This window comes from Acetobacter lambici (assembly GCF_011516885.1).
In the GTDB taxonomy this organism is placed as follows: Bacteria; Pseudomonadota; Alphaproteobacteria; order Acetobacterales; family Acetobacteraceae; genus Acetobacter; species Acetobacter lambici.
On the sequence record NZ_WOTD01000173.1, the window covers coordinates 1 to 635 of the forward strand.

Sequence of the window (635 nt, forward strand, 5' to 3'; positions counted from 1 at the left end):
TCGGGGCGGCCATCCCCATTCTCTCGCAGCTTCTGAAGGCGGAACTGGCCGAACGCGAAGTGCGCTCCATCGCCTACCAGACAAAGACAGCCCGGTTCCCCGCCTACAAGGGGTCGTTTGCGGGAGGGGGCGAAATCCTACGCTAAGCTGAGAACGCGCTTCCCATAATCCCTGAGCTCGCCCTTCGGTCCGACATATCTGTATAGAGTGACGCGCTCGATCCCGAGTTCCTTGCACAGATCGGAAACAGACGTGTCGCGCTGCGCCATGGCGGCCTGGGCGAGACGCACCTGTGCTTTGGTCAGGGCGAATTTTCGCCCTCCCTTTCGTCCGCGCGCTCTGGCTGCGGCAAGGCCAGCCATGGTGCGCTCGCGGATCAGATCCCGCTCGAACTCGGCCAGAGTGGCAAAGATACCGAACACCATGCGGCCGGATGCGGTCGTGGTGTCGATCTGAGCGCCTTTTCCGGTCAGCACACGCAGGCCGATCCTGCGGTCTGACAGATCCTTCACGGTGTTGACCAGGTGGGTTCTTCCGCACTTTTCGTGATGATGTTTTTTGATTATGCGGGCTGAAGGACACGCGCCCTGAGGAGTTCGAAGCCTGCTCTTCCGAACATGGTTCGCTTGATCATT

1 protein-coding gene and 1 pseudogene are annotated in these 635 nt (G+C 60.3%); one reads left to right on the forward strand and one right to left on the reverse strand.

Translation table 11 applies throughout. The annotated features are described in order from the left end of the window. Positions 1-110, forward strand: a pseudogene (locus tag GOB86_RS15725) (ATP-binding protein); the annotation flags it as partial. Between the two features lie 27 nt (positions 111-137). Here the strand turns inward: GOB86_RS15725 and GOB86_RS15730 are convergent. Then, on the reverse strand, positions 138-566 hold the full coding sequence (locus tag GOB86_RS15730; RefSeq protein WP_456304165.1) for a recombinase family protein: 429 nt from the start codon (positions 564-566) through the stop codon (positions 138-140). Positions 567-635: the final 69 nt, after the last annotated feature.